This is a genomic window from Nonomuraea sp. NPDC049421 (genome assembly GCF_040677005.1).
GTDB classification, from domain to species: Bacteria; Actinomycetota; Actinomycetes; order Streptosporangiales; family Streptosporangiaceae; genus Nonomuraea; species Nonomuraea salmonea.
The window spans coordinates 185,737-203,670 of the sequence record NZ_JBFAQA010000012.1 but is presented as its reverse complement, the minus strand read 5'-3'; the positions used below and the strand labels follow the sequence as shown (position 1 = coordinate 203,670).

Genomic DNA, 17,934 nt, shown 5'->3' with positions numbered 1-17,934 from the left:
GCGCGAGTTGTTGCTGCTTGGCTAATGTCGAGCGCCGGTGGGGCACTGATTCTTGGGGGGAGTCCGCGGCACCACGATCAGTAGCTGGCCGTCGTCGTGGCCGCTGAGCCGCACACGGCCGCACAGCTGGGAGTCCTCGTCGGGCGCGTTTCACGTGAAACGTTGCCGTGGTGGAGTGTCGATCGGCTGCCGCTGCCGCTGCCGCTGCCGCTGCCACCGCCGCTGCCACCGCCGCTGCCACCGCCGCTGCCACCGCCGCCCGCTGCCCGCTGCCCGCTGCCCGCTGTCCGGTGCTCGCGGTTCGCGTTCGCGGCTCGCTGCCTTTCGCAGTCGCGGTTGTGGTCTGGCTGGAGCTGCGGTGGCAAGTGCGTCTGGGGGTCGGTGGGGACTGGCAGGCTGCCTGGTCTTCTGTGGCTTGCCGGGGTTCCGGAAGCGTGTTGGCCCGGGCCGCCTTGTTTCACGTGAAACAAGGCGGCGGGTGCTCTGTTCCGTGCGGGTGCCGGTGGTGGGGAGTCGGAAGTTCAGCGCCGCTGGAGCATGGGGAGCTTCGGTTGTGAGGGCGGTTTCACGTGGGACCGGGGGTGCCTTGGTTAGCTTGTGGAGGCTTTGCGGAGGGAGTCTAGGAAGTCGTCCACGTGGTCTTCCGTTGTGTCGAAGGCGGTCATCCAGCGGACGGTGCCGGCGGGCTCGTCCCAGAAGTGGAAGAGGTAGCGCTGCAGAAGAGACTTCGCGACCTCGTGGGGGAGGGTGGCGAAGACGGCGTTGCTTTGTACGGGGTAGGCCAGGGAGACGCCTGGGATGTCCTTCAAGCCGTCCGCTAGGCGGGTGGCCATGTGGTTGGCGTGGGTGGCGTTCTCGCGCCAAAGGTCGTCCGTTAGGAGGGCCGTCAGTTGGGTTGAGATGAAGCGCATCTTCGAGGCCAGTTGGAGGGACTGGCGGCGGAGGAAGGGGATTGCGGTCGCCAGAGATGGGTTCAGGACTACTACGGCCTCTGCGGCCAGGGCGCCGTTCTTGGTGCCGCCGAAGCTGAAGATGTCCACGCCTGCGTCGGTGGTGATCGACCTCAGGTCGCAGCCCAGGTACGCGGCGGCGTTCGCGAGGCGGGCGCCGTCGACGTGGAGTCTCAAGCCTGACTCGTGGGCTGTCTCGGCGAGGGCGGCTATCTCCTCGGGGGAGTAGCAGGTGCCGAGTTCGGTTACCTGGGAGATCGAGACGACCGTGGGCTGCGGTTCGTGGTGGAGGCCCAGGACGTTGAGGCGGGACTTGATGTCTGCGGGGCGGAGTTTGCCGTCTTCGGTGGGGACCGTCAGGAGCTTCACCCCGAGCAGGCGTTCCGTGGCGCCCGTCTCGTGCGTGGCGATGTGGGCGGTCTCGGCGCAGATGATGCCGTCGTAGCGGCCGAGCATGGAGGCGAGGCCGACCATGTTGGCGCCTGCGCCGTTGAGGACGGGGAAGCCTTGGGCGGTCGGGCCGAAGACCTCCCTGATCTTGTCCTCGAAGGCGGCCGTCCAGGTGTCGTCGCCGTAGGCGGGGGCGTCCCCGTGGTTCGCGGCGGTCATGGCGGCGAGGATCGTCGGGTGCACGCCGGCGTGGTTGTCGCTGGCGAAGCTCTTGGGGTACGTGGAATCGAACAGCACACCGTAAGGCTACTTAGGTCACTGACACCGAGTCGGTGCCAAGCCAACCTCGCGCGAAGCGCCCCTAGCGGCCCCACTGGGACGGGTTGGCGCCCACCTCGCGCGAAGTGCTCCCTAGCGGCCCCGCTGGGACAGGTTGGCGTCCAGCTTGCGCGAAGCCCCCTAGCCGCCCACTGCGCCAACTTCGCCAACTTCGGGCGAAGCCCCCTCTACGCCCACCTCGCGCGAAGCGCGCCTTACGCAAGTTACCTATGCAGGCGCCCCTATGCAGGCGCCCCTCAGCGACTTGCGCGGGTGGCGGCGTTCTGGAGCAGGGCGCGGCAGAGCTCGCCCAGGTCCTGGCCGGCCGCCTCCGCCGCCATCGGCAGCAGTGACGTCTCCGTCATCCCCGGCGCCACGTTCACCTCAAGGAAGTGGGGCACGCCGGCGGCGTCCACGATCAGATCCGTACGCGAGACGTCCCGCAGCCCCAGCGCCGTGTGCGCCGTCACGGCGGTCTCGGCGCACGCCGCGGCGGCCGCGGCGGACAGGCGGGCGGGGGCGAAGAACTCGGTGTGGCCGGCGGTGTAGCGGGCGGCGTAGTCGTAGACCCCTTCGTCGGGCACGATCTCCACGGCCGGCAGCGCGACCGGGCCGTTGCCGAGGTCGACGACGGAGACCGCCACTTCGACGCCCTCGACGTACCGCTCGATGAGCGCCGTGTCGCCGTACGCGAAACAGCCGACCATGGCGGCGGGCAGCTCCTCGGCCGTACGGACGAAGGAGGCGCCGAGTGCGGAGCCGCCGCGCGCGGGTTTGACGAACAGCGGCAGCCCGAGCCGCTCGACGATGCGCCCCAGCACCACGGTCGCGCCGAGGTCGTGGAAGGTCTCCTTCGGCAGGGTGACGGACGCGGGGGTGCGGAGGCCGACGGAGCGTACGACGGCCTTGGCGGTCGGCTTGTCGAAGGCGACCCGGCACGCGTCGGGGTCGGCGCCGACGTAGGGGACGTCGAGCAACTCAAGGACGGAACGGATGGCGCCGTCCTCGCCCGCACCGCCGTGGAGCGTGACGAACACCGCATCGGGCGGGTCGGCCAGGATCGAGGGGACAAGCGAGGCGTCGGTGTCGCGCGCCTCGACGTCGATGCCCGTGGCCCGCAGCACCTCGCTGACCCGGCGACCTGAGCGCAGAGACACCTCTCGCTCGTAGGAGAGACCTCCGGCCAGCACGATCACGTGGCCCAGATCGCTCATCACAACTCCTCCGCTGACGACACGCTGTCCAACCGTACCGGCGCTGGGGATGGGGGGTGTACGTGAGGTGCTATGTGCGGCGATCCCATCCCATCTCAGCCGGATTCCTTGGGGAAAAGGAGAACGGGAGGGCGCACGGCGCGCCCTCCCGTTCCGACGAATACGACCCGGCTAGGCCAGGTCGGGCCCTGGCGTGTCGACGCCCTGGTGCTCGCGCGTGGACCCGGTGCCGAACGTGTCGCGCAGCTGCATCTCCTGCTCGATCACGCCGGCGAGCCTGCGTACGCCCTCGCGGATGCGGTCGGGCTCGGGGAAGCAGAAGGACAGCCGCATGTGGCGGGCCCCGCTTCCGTCGGAGAAGAACCCGGTGCCGGGCACGAACGCGACCCGCTCGGCCACGGCCCGCGGCAGGATCGCCTTGGAGTCGAGCCCTTCGGGCAGGGTGGCCCACACGAAGAAGCCGCCTCCGGGACGGGTCCACGTCACCTCGGGCGGCATCAGCGATTCGAGCGCGTCGAGCATCGCGTCGCGGCGCTCGCGGTAGAGCTCGCGGAAGGATTTGATCTGCTCGCGCCACGGCTGCGTGGCCAGGTATTGGCCGACGGCGAGCTGCGTGAACGAGGAGTGGGACAGCACGGCCGACTCCATGGCGAGCACGAGCTTGTCGCGGATGGCGTGGGGCGCGAGCGCCCAGCCGACGCGGAAGCCGGGGGCCAGCGTCTTGGAGAACGAGCCGAGGTAGACGACGCCGTCGGGGTTGTCGGCGCGCAGCGCGCGCAGCGGCTCGCCGTCGAAGCCGAGCAGCCCGTACGGGTTGTCCTCGATGACCAGGATCCCGGCCCGCTGGCAGATGTCGAGCACCTGCTGGCGGCGGGCGATGTTGAGCGTGACACCGGCCGGGTTCTGGAAGGTCGGGATCGTGTAGAGGAACTTGACGGGCGCGCCCGCGGTCTCGAGGGCGTAGATCGTCTGGGCCAGCGACTCGGGCACGATGCCCTGGTCGTCCATGGCGATGTGGACGACCTTGGCCTGATAGGCGGCGAACGTGCCGAGGGCGCCCACGTAGGAGGGGCCCTCTGCGAGCACCACGTCGCCCGGGTCGATGAAGATCCGGGTGATGAGGTCGAGGGCCTGCTGCGACCCGACGGTGACGACGACGTCGTTCGCCCCGGCGTTGATCCCCTCCAGCTTCATGACCTCGCAGATCTGCTCGCGCAGGTGCAGGTCACCCTGGCCGGAGCCGTATTGCAGCGCGACGGGGCCGCGCCGCGTGACGAGGTCGGAGACGAGCTCGCCGACCATGTCGAGGGGAAGGGCCGTGACGTACGGCATGCCGCCGGCGAGCGAGACCACCTCGGGCCTCGACGCGACGGCGAAGAGAGCTCGGATCTCGGAGGCGACCATCCCGGTAGCTCGCGCGGCGTACCGATCGACGTAGGCGTCGATGCGCGACCCTTGGGTCGCGGGTGTCTGACCGTGATCCAGCTCTTCTGTCACGGCCCACCTCCTAGGTGTCTATATCGGACTGAAATACCAGATTACGCCAGACGGACATGTCGCCCGTGACCGGGCTGGACCGTCGTGGTGTCCGCTGACGACATCTGTACTGGGCTACGATGCCACCTGTGGACGCGGTTTTCGCGCGCTTTTCCGGGTCAACGATAGGGGCGGTAGTTGTCGCGCCGGCTGGTCAACATAACCCTGGACAATCTTGAAGATCTGCCGCGCCGCTGCCGGCGGTGCGTGTTCTGGGAGCTGGATCCCGTCAACGAGGAGCGGGCGCTCGGCTCGGGCGACCCGGGTCTTGAGAAGGAGGCGTGGCTCTCGGGCACGCTGCTGGATTGGGGCAGCTGCGGCAAGATCGTGTACGTCGACGGGGTGCCTGCCGGGTTCGTGCTCTACAGCCCGCCCCTTTACAGCCCGCGCTCGGTGGCCTTTCCCACCTCGCCGGTCAGTGCCGACGCGGTCTTGCTGATGACGGCCCACATCATTCCGGAGTTCTCGGGTGGCGGGCTCGGGCGCATGCTGATTCAGGGTGTCGCCAAAGACCTGACGCGGCGCGGGGTGAAAGCCATTGAAGCGTTCGGGGACTTGAAGTGGGAAGAACCAAGTTGCGTAGTTCCAGCGGAATACTTGCTTTCTGTGGGGTTTAAGACCGTGCGTCCGCATTTGCGTTTTCCGCGCTTGCGGCTGGAGCTCAAGAGCGCAGTCTCGTGGCGTGAGGACGTCGAGGTGGCTCTCGAACGCCTCCTGGGCTCCATGAGTCCGGAACGCGCCCTGCGTCCCGTCTGACGGCTTCACAGCCCCGCGCGACGGCTTCACAGGCCCGCCCGACAGCGCCGACAGGCGCCACAGGCGCCACAGCCCCCCGTACGCACACCTGCCAAGCGGAAAGCCCCTCGCGGACCGAACCGCGAGGGGCTTTCGCAGGGCGCAGCGCGTCCCCCGAGCGGGCAACCCATCCGCCGGAAGACGAGCTAGATGATGCCCTCGAGCTCGCGCAGCAGCATGGCCTTCGGCTTGGCGCCGATGATCTGCTTCACGACCTCGCCGTTCTTATAGACGTTCAGGGTCGGGATCTGGAGTACACCGAACTGACGCGGAACCTCGGGGTTGGCGTCGATGTCGAGCTTGACGATCTCCAGCTTGTCGCCGTGCTCCTTGGCGATCTCCTCGAGGATGGGCGCGACCTGACGGCACGGGCCGCACCACTCGGCCCAGAAGTCGACCAGGACGGGCTTGTCGCTCTTGAGGACCTCGGAATCGAAATTGGCGTCGGTGACAGCCTTCACGGTGCGCTCCTTACTTCTCGTTGTTGGCCAGCCAGCGCTCGGAGTCGAGCGAGGCGGCGCAGCCGGTGCCGGCCGCGGTGATGGCCTGGCGGTAGGTGTGGTCGACGACGTCGCCGGCGGCGAACACGCCCTCGATGTTGGTCGCGGTGGAGGGGGACGCCACCTTGATGTAGCCGTTCTCGTCGAGGTCGATCTGGCCCTTGACCAGCTCGGTGCGCGGGTCGTGGCCGATGGCGAGGAACAGCGCGTCGGTCGCGAGCTCGCACTCCTCGCCCGTCTTGACGTTGCGCAGCTTGACCGCCTCGACCCTGGAGTCGCCGAGCACGTCGACGACCTCGGAGTCCCAGACGAAGCGGATCTTGTCGTTGGCGAGCGCGCGATCCTGCATGATCTTGCTGGCCCGCAGCGTGTCGCGGCGGTGCACGACGGTCACCATGCGCCCGAACCTGGTCAGGAACGTGGCCTCCTCCATCGCGGTGTCGCCGCCGCCGACGACCACGATGTCCTTGTTGCGGAAGAAGAAGCCGTCACAGGTCGCACACCAGGACACGCCGCGGCCGGAGAGCCGCTTCTCGTTCTCGAGGCCGAGCTCGCGGTAGCCGGAGCCCATGGCCAGGATGACCGACTTGGCGTAGTAGGTCTCGGTGTGGGTCTTGACCACCTTGGGGTCGGCCTGCAGATCGACCTCGACCACGTCGTCGGCGACCAGCTCGGCACCGAATCGCTCGGCCTGCTTGCGCAGGTTGTCCATCAGGTCGGGACCCATGATGCCGTCGGGGAACCCGGGGAAGTTCTCCACGTCGGTGGTGTTCATCAGCGCGCCACCCGCGGTGACGGAGCCCTCGAAGACGAGCGGCTTGAGCTCGGCACGAGCGGAGTAGACGGCCGCCGTGTAACCGGCAGGGCCGGAACCAATGATGATCACGTTACGAACGTCGCTCAACGCTCCCACGCCTTCCTCGTCTGTCGATGCCACCGGCGACAACAGATCCTAGGCCGCAGTGATTCCCGCCCTACCCCACAACGCCGGGACAAACGAAAGAGCCCGCGAGAAGCGGGCTCTGACGTCGGGCTTCGCAGCCGGCGGACCTGGCCGGTGGCGGTGGTCTACCAGCGGCCCAGGGCGGGCTTGCGCAGGTTCTTGCAGTTGAACGGATCGACGACGTCGATGCGGATCCTCTTGGTCGACTGCTGCTTCCAGCTCGCGACCAGCAGCGCCTCCTGGCCGTTGTACTGGCCCTGGTCAACCGCGAACACGTCGAGCTTGGAGCGGTTGGAGACCGCGCTGACGCACTTGGCGACCTTGTCGGCGTCGTTGGAGTCGCCGTGCAGTATCGGAGCGGGCGCCAGGAACAGCTCGAGCGGCCTGCGCAGCTCGGGGTCGCTGTAGTTGTGGTCGCTGTTGGTCAGGGCGTAGCCCCGCGGCGGCTTCGACGGGGTCGCCCGCATCGAGCTCTGCTGGGGCTGCGGGGCGGCCGAGGACGTCGAAGGAACCGGCTGCGCCACCGGAGGCGCCGGCGACTCACCGCCACTGGCCAGCAGGGCCGTGCCGGCCACCGCGGACCCGGCCACGACGGCCGCCGCGGCGGCGGCCGCGACCGCGGGCATCGCCCACCGGCGCCGCCTGATCGACCGGCTCTTCGCCGGGACGACCGTGCCGTCGTCGGAGACCACGCCGAGCCGCACCGGCTCAGGCACGCCGGCCGGTCCGGTCGAAGCCGGCTCGGGGACCTCGGCGGGCGAGTCCCCGGACAGACGCGTCGGCTCCGGGACCTGAGCAGGCACGTCCCGATGGAGCCGCACGGGCTCGGGGACCTCCGCCGGCCGCTCCCACGGGGCGTCCCGCATGAGCTCATCCCAGTCCGGTGGTTCCGCGAGGCCGACACCCCCGCCACGCCTGGACTCGGCCTCGGCGGCCAGCGCCTTGTCGATGCGCAGTGCGACACCCATCGGCATGGCCGGTGTGGGCGTCGCGGCCAGCACCTCGCGAACCGCCGCCAGGTCGGCCAGTAGCTCCCCACAGGGGTCGCAGACCGCGAGATGCTCGCGGACCCGGCGTGCCGCGTCGGCGTCCAGGAGACCCTCGGCCAGCTCGGCGAGGATTTCCAGATCGTAGTGCGTATCACCCGTCACGAAGTTCTGCTCCCTTCGCGGATGAGACGCGATTCAAGTCGGTTCGGTTCCGCAGATGCGAAAGAATTGGGGCAAGTTTCGCGCGCCCTCGGGCGCACCGGCTCTTCACCGTGCCACTCGGCACTTGCAGCACCTGAGCTGCGTCTTCGACTGAGTAGCCCATCATGTCCACCAGCACGAGCGCGGCCCGCTGGTCGGCGGGCAGCATTTTCAGCGCGGCCGAAACCTCCATCGACACCTCGCGCTCGACAGTCTGGTCGGGCAGCGGGGTCTCGCGCTCCGCGGCCTCGATCAGCTCGTCGTCGGCGACGGGCCGGACGGATTTACGGCGCATCCTGTCAAGGCAGGCGTTGACCACGATGCGGTGCAGCCAGGTGGTGACGGCCGCTTCGCCGCGAAACGTGGCGGCCTTGCGGTAAGCGGAGACGAAGGCGTCCTGCACGGCGTCGGCGGCCTCGTCGGGGTCACCGAGCGTGCGCAGGGCGACCGCCCACATGCGGTCGCGGTGTCTCTTGACGATTTCGCTGAAGGCGTGTGGATCCCCGTTGATATGTGCGGTCAGCAGCTCGGCGTCTGTGACCGCCGGCCGCTCCGCTGCTGAGGGTGTCTCGGGTGGGGAGTTCACAAGAGAGTTTCCTGATTATGCCGATCCGGGAGAGTGCACCACTACCTCATAGATGGTGCCATGAAAAGTGCCCGCATCTGTCGGAACGCGCGTAAACCAGATCAAAACGTACTGGCCGGTCACCGCCTGTTCCGGAGCGAGAGTGGTCTTACCTGCGGCGTTCTTCTTCGTGGCGACGGTCTTGAGCGACCCGAGCTCAGGGGAGTCGCCCACCTTGAGCTCGACGGTCGCGCCCTGTGCGTCGGACAGCGTAGCGACCACGTCGCTGATCTGCACGGACTTGCCCATGTCGAGCAGCAGGCCCACGCCGTCCTTGAGTCTGCCCAGGTCGGCGCTGGTGTAGGTCTCGGTCTTCCACAGCGTGGAGGGCTTGCCGTCGATGGCCAGCTTGGCGAGGTCGGGCTTCTCGTCGCCGTCGCCGAGCGGGTCGAAGCCCTGCGCCTTGACCGGCTTGACGGTCTGCGTCTCCACCGGCGCGGAGGCCGACGCGGTGGGGCTGGCGCTGGTCGTCTGGGCCGTCGTCGGGCTGCCGAGGCTGCGGCCGATCGTCCACGCGCCCACGCCCACGGCGGCGATGACGAGCAGCACCACGAGCGTCATCAGCACCCGGTTGAGCGTGCTGCCGCCCCCGCCGGACGGCCGGCGCGGCTGCATCACCGGCGGCAGGGGAGGCGGGGCCGACTGCTGCCGGTGGGCGATGTCGAGACCCTCGGTGTGGGACGCCGAGGCGACCGCCGGGGTGGAGGGATAGGAGATCGGGATCGGCATCGGCCTGGCGACGTCGGCCAGCGCCTCGGCCACCTCCGACGGGCTCGACAGCGCGCCCTGGCCCCTGCGCGACTCGGGCAGGCAGGCCCGCACGGTGACCGTGTCGAGGTAGCCGGGCACGCCCGCGGTCACCTGGCGGGGCGTGCAGAAGTGGCCGTCGTTCATGGGGGCGGCGGGCAGGCCGCCCTCTTCCTCGTCGCCCGGCCAGTGGCCGGTCAGGCCCGCGTACAGCAGCCGGCCGAGGCCCTCGGCGTCGTCGAGCGCGGGCTGGTCGGTGGTCAGGCCCCACATGGCGGCGTCGACGGCGACGCCGAGCACCTTGACCGTGTTGCCGGTCGTCCACACCAGGTGGGCGGGGCGCAGGCACAGGTGGTAGAGGTGGGCCTCGTGGGCGTGCGCGAGCGCCTCCGCGGCCTCGGCGATCAGCCCTGCCGCGCGCTCGGGCTCCAGCGGTCCGGCGGCGAGCAGGTCGGTCAGCGACTCGCCGGTGACCCACTCGCTGACGACGTAGGCGTGCTTGTCGTCCTCGGCGGCGTCGAAGACCTGCGTGAGCCGGGGATCGGTGAGCCGGCTGGCCGCGCGGGCGGCCGTGACGACCTCGTGGACGCGCGGGAAGTCGGGGGCGAAGGTGTGGACGGCGACGGGACGGGCGAGGATCTCGTCGATGGCCTTCCACAGGGTGGCGCCGTCGGACTCGCTGACGCGATCTTCGAGCCGGAAACGCTCGGCGAGACGGGTGCCGGGTGCGACGGCCGACGTGCTGCTCACTGGCTCACTCCGCTTGGCCGATCGGGCGTGCTCATGGTTCGACTCACCTGCGTGGTGGTGTCCCACGAAGGCACGCTATGCCGGGTGGATCCGCCCACGCCCCTCCTGCTTCCATTCGCGCGTGTCGGGTTCCATGGTAGTGCCGAGGAGATTCCGCCCGCGTTCTTTACCGACCTACCCGCCTCGCGACCATCCCAACGATCGAGTTGACCTCCGGGATGCGCATTCTGTGGGCTACGCCGAGATAGAGCAACATTCCCAGACCGCCGCCGATCGCCAGGACGATCACGGAGTTGAGGAAGTCGAGCCCGCCGAACACGGTGGTGATCACCCAGACCGTGGCGAGCGCGAGCACGGCGGTGGGCAGCGCCGCGAGATACATCCTGGTCATCGCCATGCCGACGGCCCAGCCGTCCAGACCCCGCACCCGGCGGGCGGCCAGCCACCAGGCCAGCACCGCGCCCAGCCCGTACGCCACCGCGTACGCCAGCGCCAGCCCCATCACCGCGTACGTGGCCGGCAGCAGGAGGTGGAACAGCACCATGAGCACCGCGTTGACCGCGGTCGTGCCGGCCCCGATGAAGACGGGCGTACGCGTGTCGCCGAAGCTGTAGAAGACCCGCAGCAGCAGCTGGAACACCGCGAACGGCACCAGCGCGAGCCCATAGACCTGCAGCACGTTGCCGATGTAGACGGCGTCGGCCACGGAGTTGGCGCCGTGGCCGTAGATGGGCACGGTGATCGCCGGCCCGACCACCATGAGCAGCAACGACACGGGCACCATGAGCGCGCAGACCAGCCGTACGCTCGACCCGAACTCGGCCCGCACGTCACCGAAGCGCCCGTCGGCCACGGCCCTGCTCATTCGGGGCAGCATCGCGGTGATCACGGAGACGCCGATCACGCCGTAAGGAAGCTGGAAAAGCTGGAACGCCAGCGTGTACGGGCTGATGCCGTGCCCCGCCACCTCGTCACCCGCGGCGCTCGCCAGGTTGGTGGTCAGCATGAAGCCGGCCTGCGTGACGATGACGTAGCCGATCGTCCAGACACCGGCCTTGCCCATCTCGCCGAGCCGCGCGTTACGCAGGTCGAAGCGCGGCACGAACTGGAACCCGGCCCGCCGCAGCGCCACGATGAGCACCGCCGCCTGCGCCACGATGCCGGCCGTGGTGCCGACGCCGAGCAGCGCCAGGTCACCGGTGGTGACGCGGGAGATGTCGTTGCCGGGCCCGGCCACCGCGTAGAGCAGGAACACGCAGATGACGACCAGGTTGTTGACGACCGGCGCCCACATGGGGGCGCCGTAGCGGTCGCGGGTGTTGAGTATGGCGCCGGCCACCGCGCCCACGCCGAAGAAGGCGAGCTGCGGCAGGATGAACCTGGCCAGCGTGACCGCGACGTCGTATTCCCTGCTGCCGTGGTCCCAGACCGTGTAGAGGTCGATGAGCAGCGGCGCGGCCAGCACGGCGATCGCGGCGACCACGACGAGCGCGCCGGTCGAGAGCGTCAGCAGCCGCTGCTCGTAGGCCCTGCCGCCGTCGGCGTCGTGCTGCTGGGCCCGCACGATCATCGGCACCACGACGCTGCTCAGCACACCGAGCAGCAGCAGGTCGAGGATGCTGTACGGGATCGCGTACGCGGCGTTGTAGGCGTCGCCGAGCGCGGCCGTGCCGATGGCGTAGGCCAGCACCATCGTCCGCACGAACCCCGTGACCCTGGACACCATGGTGCCGGCCGCCATGATGGCGCTGGCCCGCAGCATGCGGCTCATACGGTCTCACTCTCCCGGGTCTTGGTACGCGCGAGCTTGCGCTGCGACCTGCGCCGCAACAGCCGTGTGACGACGGCGGCGAGCATCACGGTCAGCGCGGCGCCCACGATCACCAGGGCGATGCCGGTGTAGCCGGTGGTGCGGATCGTCAGCCGCTGCGGCTTGCCGTAGGGCTGGCCGTCGGGGGTCTTGAGCTGCACGGTCACCGTGGCGTCGCCGCTGGTGTCGGGGGTGGCGTTCATCGTCACCTGGAACGTGGTGCTCTGGCCTGGGCCGATCGTCCGCGTCTCCTCGACGATCTTGATCTGCAGCAGCTCGGGGTTGTCGGACTTGACGTCGATGTAGAGGGCGACGGGGTGACCCATGCCGTTCTTCACGCTGATGGGCACCACGCCGCTGCTGCCGGCCAGGGTGCGGGGGCCGCCCACGCCGAAGATCTGGATCTTGTTGGTGGTGTTGGTGACGGCGGTGCCGACCATCTTGGCCGCGGCGCGTCCGGCGCGGGTGCTGTCGCGCCAGGCCGACGAGGTCAGGCGGAGCACGGCGGCGTCGAAGCTGGACGGCGCGCCGTCGATGGTGACCCGGGACAGCAGCTGCGCCATCGACCACGACTCCTTGACCGAGTCGAGGTATTTGCCGGACAGCTCCTGCTTGCGGTTCTGGTCGGTGTAGGTCAGCCCGGCGCGCGGCACGGACGTCTTGCCCGGCTTGAGCGACTCCAGCGTGGTCAGCTGCAGCCAGGGAAGCCGGCTCGCGGTCTTGAGCAGCGAGCTGACCAGCGCCGGGTTGGGGTTCCACCGCCGGGAGGGCGCGACGACCAGCGACCGCGGCACGGTCTGGCCCGGCTCCGCGGAGATCATCGCGGTCTCGGCGATGAACCGCTGCCTGGTCAGCGCCTGCGAGGTGGGCGCGGTCGGCTCGAACAGGCGGCTCAGCTCGGGGTCGGCGACCAGCGCGGTGACCGGGCCGTTGACCGAGTCGAGCGTCGCGGCGGCGTCGGGCGTGGTGGGGACGGGCGGCTGCGGCGGCAGGTTGGTGGAGTTGAGCAGCACGGTGTTGACGCCGCTGACCGCGAGCAGGTCGAGCGCGTCGGGGTCGAGCACGCCGGCGGCCGGCCAGTTGAGGTTGGTCTTGGCCTTGGCGCTGAGCAGCTGCTGGGCCTTCTGGCCGCCGAGCTCGACGGCCCTGCGGGTCTGCGGGTCGAGCCCCTGGTGGGCCAGCGCCGCCACGTCGGGGTCGGCGTAGGGGAGCGCCACCACGGGGGAGGCGGCCAGCGAGGTGCGCATATCGGTCAGCCACTGGCCCGCCGCTGCGCTGGGCGGCTGGGAGCGCTTGCCGTCCTTCGTCTTGACCTGGTAGCCCTTGGTCATCGCGCTGAGGTCGTCGAGCAGCGCGGGATCGACCACCCAGGTGACGCTGCTCGGGGCCGACTGCGCGATGCTGAGCAGGTCGGCCAGCCGGCCGCGGCCGGTCACGGCCTGGCTGAGCTTGTCGTCGAGGAACAACGGGCCCTTGCCGGGCGCGTCGGGGTCGGTGTCGGTGGCCCGGCGCGGCTGGTCGATGACGGGCAGCACGACGGCGAGCTTGTTGCGCGGCGGGCGCGGCGTGGTGGGCGGCGCGTACGTCAGGAAGGTGCGCTGCGCGCTGAGCGGCACACCCCACTGGGCGACGTCGACCGCGATGGGATAGACGCCGAACTGCCGCAGGCCAAGCTGCACGGGCGTGGCCGTGATCTCCCAGCGCGCGGTGCCGCCCGCATCGAGCGGCTCGAGGTTCTGGAACGAGTTGCGCGTGGAGACGCTGCTCGGAAGCGTCGCGTTGTTCTGGTCGGCCTGGTAGGTGGCCATCGAGGCGCGGTCGGTGAAGGGCTGCGCGCTGTAGCGCAGCCGGACCTGGAGGCCGGACATCGCGGTGCCGGTGTCGTTGCGCACGGTGCCGGTGATCTTGATCACATCGGTCAGGCTCTTCGGCACCTCGGGCGTGATCGACGTGATCGACACGGCGAGCGTCTGCCGCCTGACCTCGGTCAGGACCGGCGTCGCGGCAGCCTCGCCGGGCGTCACAGCCATCGTGGGGGCGAGCAACGCGGCGGACAGCGCGGCGAGCAGCGTGGTCTTACGGATCACGCGCAGGCCCGAGCTGGACGAGGACGACACACGCCCGCAATGGTACGGGTTCAGTGCCGTCGCGCGACCGCCGCACGTGATCCCCGCGGGCGTGTGCCGCGGAGGTCCACCATCTTCCCGGGCAGGACGGCCAGCAGGTCGAGAGCCCTCATGGCGAGTGCGGTGTGCCGCTCTCCCGTGGGGGTGTAGATGAGTTCGTCGTCCGCGTGCAGCCGGTCGTCGATGAACATCGGCAGCGCGGCGGGCAGCAGCAGCGGGCACACGAGCCCGTCGGCGTAGTCGGTGGCCGCGTTGACGACGTGGGCGGGCGCGGGGCGTACCTGGCGGGCGCCGAGCAGCCCGCCGACGATGCCTGGCCGGGGCGGCGACGAGACGGGGGTGGTGACGGCGATGACGACCTCGCTGCCGACCCTGGTCGTGACGTCCAGCACCGTGACCATGAGGCAGCGTCCGGCGGCCGCGAAGACCGTCTCGGGCAGCTCTTCCGCGCATGTCATGGGACGCGGAAGGCGTACGATCTCATGATGGACCTGGTGTGCGAGGAGCCAGCGGTGGAGCGCGAGGGCGTCCTTCATATAGTCCTCCTTGCCGCATTCCAGTGCCCCCCGACGGTCCCTTGACCGACGGTAACCCGGACCTGGTGTGGCTCGGGGGATATGTTCCGGAAGCACACTCAGATAAGGCCGATCGCAGTTTGTCCGACTCAACTCTGACCGAAAGCCAGCAGCAGGCCATGAACGACCTGTTCCGCAAGATCGCCCCCGTCGCCGACGAGCTCGGCCGCCTGTTCGCCGCACAGGGCCACGAGCTCGCCCTCGTCGGCGGGCCCGTACGCGACCTGTTGCTCGGGCGCGCAGGCAACGACCTCGACCTGACCACCGACGCCCGCCCCGAGCAGGTGCTGGAGATCGCCAGAGACTGGGCCGACGCCGTGTGGACGATCGGCATCGACTTCGGCACGGTCGGCCTGCGCAAGGGCGACCGGCTGCTCGAGATCACCACGTACCGCAGCGAGTCCTACGACCCCAAGTCGCGCAAGCCCGAGGTCGTCTACGGCGACACCCTTGAGGGCGACCTGGAGCGGCGCGACTTCGCGGTCAACGCGATGGCGGTGCGGCTGCCCGCGCACGAGTTCGTCGACCCCTACGGCGGCCTGTCCGACCTGCGGGCGGGGCTGCTGCGCACGCCCGGCACCCCCGAGCAGTCGTTCGGCGACGACCCGCTGCGCATGCTGCGCGCGGCCAGGTTCGCCGCACAGCTCGGCTTCAGGGTCGATCCCGCGGCGGTGACGGCGATGACCGAGATGGCCGACCGCATCGAGATCGTCTCGGCCGAGCGCATCCGCGACGAGCTCGACAAGCTGGTCTGCGGCGCCCGCCCGCGCGAGGGCCTGCGGCTGCTGGTCGAGACGGGGCTGGCCGCCCACGTGCTGCCCGAGCTGCCCAAGCTGCGGCTGGAGATCGACGAGCACCACCGGCACAAAGACGTCTACGAGCACACGCTGACCGTGCTCGACCAGGCCATCGCGCAGGAGGAGGACGGCCCCGACCGCATCCTGCGCTGGGCGGCGATCATGCACGACATCGGCAAGCCCAAGACGCGCCGCCACGAGGTGGGCGGCCGGGTCTCGTTCCACCATCACGAGGTGGTCGGGGCGCAGATGACGAAGAAGCGCATGACGGAGCTGCGCTTCCCGAAGGACGTCGTCGCCGACGTGTCCCGGCTGGTGGAGCTGCACCTGCGCTTCCACGGCTACGGCACGGGGGAGTGGACCGACAGCGCCGTACGCCGCTACGTCCGCGACGCCGGCCACCTGCTCGACAGGCTGCACAAGCTGACCAGGGCCGACTGCACCACCCGCAACAAGCGCAAGGCGGCGGCGCTGTCGCGCACCTACGACCACCTGGAGGAGCGCATCGCCAGGCTGGCCGAGGAGGAGGAGCTGGCCAAGATCAGGCCCGAGCTCGACGGCAACGAGATCCAGCAGGTGCTCGGCGTCGGCCCGGGGCCGATCGTGGGGCGGGCCTACAAGTTCCTGCTCGACCTCAGGCTCGACAAGGGCGTGATCGGCAAGGAGGCCGCCACCGAGGCGCTGCTGGAGTGGGCGAGGTCAACCGACCTCGGTGCGTGAGGGCGCGGTGATCAGGCGGTAGCCGAGGGCGGCCAGCGGGTAGCCGAGCGCGATGATGGCGACGGCGGCGTACGACTTGCCGTCGGCCGGCAGGATCGCCGCCGACAGGGCCGCGGCCAGCACGTACATGCCGTTGAAGAGCATGTCGTAGATGGAGAACGCGCGGCCCCTGTAGATGTCCTCGACGTCGCGCTGGACGGTGGTGTCGGCGCAGATCTTCACGCTCTGCCCGGCCACCCCCAGCACGAACCCGGCGACCGGCAGCCCCCACTCCTGGAAGGGCAGCACCAGCACCGCGGTCAGCGCCCCGGCCGCGACCAGCGCGATCTGCACCCACCGCTCGATGCCGAACCACTCGGTCGCGTACGGCGTGATGACGACGGCGAGCGCGGTGCCGAGCCCGGCGGCGATCACGACCAGGCCGATGCCGCGCAGCGCGGCCTCGGCGTCGCCGTGGGCGAAGTAGTAGCGGTAGAGGATGATGCCGAGCGCGGTGCACATGCCGAACAGGAAGCGGTGGGTGGCCATCGCACCCAGCGTCGCGGCGGCCACGCGGTGGCGCAGGAGGTGGCGGGCGCCGTCGATGAGCCCGGTGACGACGTTGCGCAGCTCCTGGCGGGCCTGCGGCCGGTCGGGGTCGGGCCACGGGCCGAGCAGCTGCCGCTCCATGGTGCGCGCCACCAGCGCGCTCATCGTGAACACCACGCCGGACGTCACCAGCAGCAGCGCCACGCCCAGGTCGTCGCCGCCGAACAGCTCGCGCAGCAGGAAGCCCACGCCCGCGCCGAGGAACGTGGCCACCGTGCCCGAGGTGGGCACGACCGCGTTGGCCGAGATCAGCCGCTCGGGCGGCACCACGTGGGGCAGCGAGGCGCCCAGGGCGGCCAGGAAGAACCGGTTGACGCCGAGCACGGCCAGCGCCGCCGCGTAGAACGCGGGATCGGGCACGTCGGCCGCCACCAGCGCGGCGGCGACGAGCAGCAGCCCGCCGCGGATGAACGGCGCCACCATGAGGATCTGCCGCCGCGACCAGCGGTCGATGAAGACTCCGACGAAGGGCCCGAGCACGCTGTACGGCAGCAGCAGCACCGCCAGCCCGGCCGCCACCTCGACGGCGGTCGTCTGGTTCTCGGGGCTGAAGAAGGCGAACCCGGTCACCCCGAACTGGAAGATGCCGTCGGAGAACTGCGAGACCAGCCGGGTGCCGAACAGCCGCCTGAAGTCCCTGCCCCGCAGAACCGTGCGGAGATCGGCGACGAAAGACACGCCGTCAGCCTAGCCCGCGCTCGCCGGCTGCCACGCCGGGGTTCCAAGTGGTGGTCATGATCTCGTACGCTTCAAAGCGTGACGAGCGACGAACACGTTGTGCTGGTGGACCGCGACGGCCGTGCGCTGGGCACCGCGCCCAAGACGTCGGTCCATGGTCGCGAGACCCCCCTCCATCTGGCTTTCTCCAGCTACGTCTTCGACTCCGACGGCCGCGTGCTGCTCACCAGGAGAGCCGATCACAAGCTGACCTGGCCGAGCGTGTGGACCAACAGCTGCTGCGGCCACCCCCTCCCGGGTGAGGCGCTTGACCGGGCGGTGGTGCGCCGCCTGTCCTACGAGCTGGGCCTGGCCGTCGAGAGCGTCGATCTGATGCTGCCCTCGTTCGCCTACCGCGCGGTGATGGCCAACGGCATCGTCGAGCACGAGCTGTGCCCGGTCTACCGCGTCACGGTCGACGCGCCCGTCACGCCGAACCCCGAAGAGGTGGGGGAGACGCTGTGGATGCCGTGGAAGGAGTTCGCCGAGGGGGCCCAGAACGGCCTGCTGGCGATCTCGCCGTGGTGCAGGGAGCAGGTGCCGCTGCTGACCGAGCTGGGCGCCGACCCGCTGTCCTGGCAGCCGGCCGGCGCCGACGCGCTGCCGCCCGCCGCACGTCCCTGACACGCGAACGGCGCCGCGC

General features: G+C 70.0%; 15 protein-coding genes. 3 read left to right on the top strand and 12 right to left on the bottom strand.

Annotated elements, in window-relative coordinates; translation table 11 throughout:
• Positions 1 to 590 precede the first annotated feature (590 nt).
• The 3 genes from AB0K18_RS22210 to AB0K18_RS22200 all read right to left on the bottom strand — a co-directional run bounded on the left by AB0K18_RS22210 (position 591) and on the right by AB0K18_RS22200 (position 4,276).
• A complete protein-coding gene (locus AB0K18_RS22210) occupies positions 591 to 1,637 on the bottom strand; it encodes a low specificity L-threonine aldolase (protein ID WP_364917030.1) in 1,047 nt (348 codons plus the stop codon).
• A gap of 278 nt (positions 1,638 to 1,915) precedes the next feature.
• Positions 1,916 to 2,872, bottom strand: a complete 957-nt coding sequence (locus tag AB0K18_RS22205) for a D-alanine--D-alanine ligase (protein WP_364917027.1) — start codon at positions 2,870 to 2,872, stop codon at positions 1,916 to 1,918.
• 171 nt (positions 2,873 to 3,043) lie between these two features.
• Positions 3,044 to 4,276: a PLP-dependent aminotransferase family protein gene (locus AB0K18_RS22200; protein WP_364561408.1), complete on the bottom strand. Its 1,233-nt coding sequence runs from the start codon at positions 4,274 to 4,276 to the stop codon at positions 3,044 to 3,046.
• Positions 4,277 to 4,546: 270 nt separating this feature from the next.
• Here AB0K18_RS22200 and AB0K18_RS22195 point away from each other — a divergent pair, with 270 nt between their 5' ends.
• The gene (locus tag AB0K18_RS22195; RefSeq protein WP_364917025.1) at positions 4,547 to 5,164 is read left to right on the top strand and encodes a GNAT family N-acetyltransferase; all 618 of its coding nucleotides are present in this window, start codon (positions 4,547 to 4,549) and stop codon (positions 5,162 to 5,164) included.
• 185 nt (positions 5,165 to 5,349) lie between these two features.
• Here AB0K18_RS22195 and trxA read toward each other — a convergent pair whose 3' ends face one another.
• The 8 genes from trxA to AB0K18_RS22155 all read right to left on the bottom strand — a co-directional run bounded on the left by trxA (position 5,350) and on the right by AB0K18_RS22155 (position 14,430).
• On the bottom strand, positions 5,350 to 5,664 hold the full coding sequence (gene trxA / locus AB0K18_RS22190; RefSeq protein WP_345393145.1) for a thioredoxin: 315 nt from the start codon (positions 5,662 to 5,664) through the stop codon (positions 5,350 to 5,352).
• 10 nt (positions 5,665 to 5,674) lie between these two features.
• Positions 5,675 to 6,607: a thioredoxin-disulfide reductase gene (trxB, locus tag AB0K18_RS22185; RefSeq protein ID WP_364917022.1), complete on the bottom strand. Its 933-nt coding sequence runs from the start codon at positions 6,605 to 6,607 to the stop codon at positions 5,675 to 5,677.
• Between the two features lie 164 nt (positions 6,608 to 6,771).
• Positions 6,772 to 7,797: a zf-HC2 domain-containing protein gene (locus AB0K18_RS22180; RefSeq protein WP_364917019.1), complete on the bottom strand. Its 1,026-nt coding sequence runs from the start codon at positions 7,795 to 7,797 to the stop codon at positions 6,772 to 6,774.
• Complete coding sequence (gene sigM, locus AB0K18_RS22175) at positions 7,787 to 8,422, bottom strand: RNA polymerase sigma factor SigM (RefSeq protein ID WP_355417595.1); 636 nt, start codon at positions 8,420 to 8,422, stop codon at positions 7,787 to 7,789. Before sigM ends, AB0K18_RS22180 begins: the two co-directional genes overlap by 11 nt.
• Before the next feature lie 15 nt (positions 8,423 to 8,437).
• Positions 8,438 to 9,958: a protein kinase family protein gene (locus AB0K18_RS22170; protein ID WP_364917016.1), complete on the bottom strand. Its 1,521-nt coding sequence runs from the start codon at positions 9,956 to 9,958 to the stop codon at positions 8,438 to 8,440.
• Positions 9,959 to 10,124: 166 nt separating this feature from the next.
• The gene (murJ, locus tag AB0K18_RS22165) at positions 10,125 to 11,729 is read right to left on the bottom strand and encodes a murein biosynthesis integral membrane protein MurJ (RefSeq protein WP_364917013.1); all 1,605 of its coding nucleotides are present in this window, start codon (positions 11,727 to 11,729) and stop codon (positions 10,125 to 10,127) included.
• Positions 11,726 to 13,885, bottom strand: coding sequence for a DUF6049 family protein (locus tag AB0K18_RS22160; RefSeq protein WP_364917010.1), 2,160 nt, complete (start codon positions 13,883 to 13,885; stop codon positions 11,726 to 11,728). The genes murJ and AB0K18_RS22160 overlap by 4 nt, the downstream gene beginning before the upstream one ends.
• Positions 13,886 to 13,905: 20 nt before the next feature.
• On the bottom strand, positions 13,906 to 14,430 hold the full coding sequence (locus tag AB0K18_RS22155; RefSeq protein ID WP_355417583.1) for a YbaK/EbsC family protein: 525 nt from the start codon (positions 14,428 to 14,430) through the stop codon (positions 13,906 to 13,908).
• A 158-nt stretch (positions 14,431 to 14,588) separates the two neighbouring features.
• On the opposite strand from AB0K18_RS22155, the gene AB0K18_RS22150 reads away from it, so the two are divergent.
• Positions 14,589 to 15,986: a CCA tRNA nucleotidyltransferase gene (locus AB0K18_RS22150; protein WP_364917006.1), complete on the top strand. Its 1,398-nt coding sequence runs from the start codon at positions 14,589 to 14,591 to the stop codon at positions 15,984 to 15,986.
• On the opposite strand, the gene AB0K18_RS22145 is transcribed toward AB0K18_RS22150, so the two are convergent.
• Positions 15,966 to 17,252, bottom strand: a complete 1,287-nt coding sequence (locus AB0K18_RS22145) for an MFS transporter (RefSeq protein ID WP_364917003.1) — start codon at positions 17,250 to 17,252, stop codon at positions 15,966 to 15,968. The two genes, AB0K18_RS22150 and AB0K18_RS22145, sit on opposite strands and share 21 nt — an antisense overlap.
• Positions 17,253 to 17,330: 78 nt before the next feature.
• Here AB0K18_RS22145 and idi point away from each other — a divergent pair, with 78 nt between their 5' ends.
• Complete coding sequence (idi, locus tag AB0K18_RS22140; RefSeq protein WP_364917001.1) at positions 17,331 to 17,915, top strand: isopentenyl-diphosphate Delta-isomerase; 585 nt, start codon at positions 17,331 to 17,333, stop codon at positions 17,913 to 17,915.
• Positions 17,916 to 17,934 lie beyond the last annotated feature (19 nt).